The sequence below is a fragment of the Mesorhizobium sp. M7A.F.Ca.US.006.04.2.1 genome (genome assembly GCF_004022915.1).
In the GTDB taxonomy this organism is placed as follows: Bacteria; Pseudomonadota; Alphaproteobacteria; order Rhizobiales; family Rhizobiaceae; genus Mesorhizobium; species Mesorhizobium ciceri.
The window spans coordinates 1-692 of the sequence record NZ_RZQA01001515.1 but is presented as its reverse complement, the minus strand read 5'-3'; the positions used below and the strand labels follow the sequence as shown (position 1 = coordinate 692).

Genomic DNA, 692 nt, shown 5'->3' with positions numbered 1-692 from the left:
TTCCCGAACCCCAGAGCAAAGAATGCTCACGTTAAACTCGATGGGCCCGCCGAGGGCAGGAGATCTGCGGCAGAAGCCGGCGGCCAGGCGTGAAAGAATCGTGCCGGCCTGGAAAGCCGGCACGATGTTACCGCAGCTTTCAGCTCAGGCCTTCGGCAGCGGCATTTCCTTCATGGTCGAAGAGTCGGCGGGCGCGTCGCTGCCGAACCACTTCTTGTGGATGGCGGCCAGCGTGCCGTCCTTCTTCATCGCGCTCAGCGCATCGTTCAGCTTGCCGAGCAGCGGGTGGTCCTTGGTCATCATCAGGCCGTATTGCTCACCGGTCTTGATGCGCTCCTTGACCACCAGGTCCTTCATCTTGGTGAAGGAATATTCCATGCCCGGAATGTCGCTGACTGCCGCATCGACGCGGCCGGCGCTGAGGTCGAGCAGCAGGTTCTGCTGCGTGTCGTAGCCCTTCACGTCGCTGAAGCCGTCGGCTTCCTGATGCGCCTTGACCCAGGTTTCGCCGGTCGAACCGGACAGCACGCCGATGATCTTGCCCTTGAGGTCGGCCTCGGCCTTGATCGGGCTGTCGGCCTTGGTGGCGATGCCCATATCGGAATCATAATAGGGCTGCGTGAACGACTGTGACTTCAGCCGCTCCGCCGTGATGGTGATCGACGAGATGGCGACGTCGATGCGCTTCGAGG

1 protein-coding gene is annotated in these 692 nt (G+C 61.8%); it reads right to left on the bottom strand.

The window, feature by feature from the left end:
• Positions 1–144: 144 nt before the first annotated feature.
• Positions 145–692: ABC transporter substrate-binding protein (locus EN925_RS38440; protein ID WP_164894807.1), on the bottom strand; the 548-nt coding region annotated here is incomplete at its 5' end.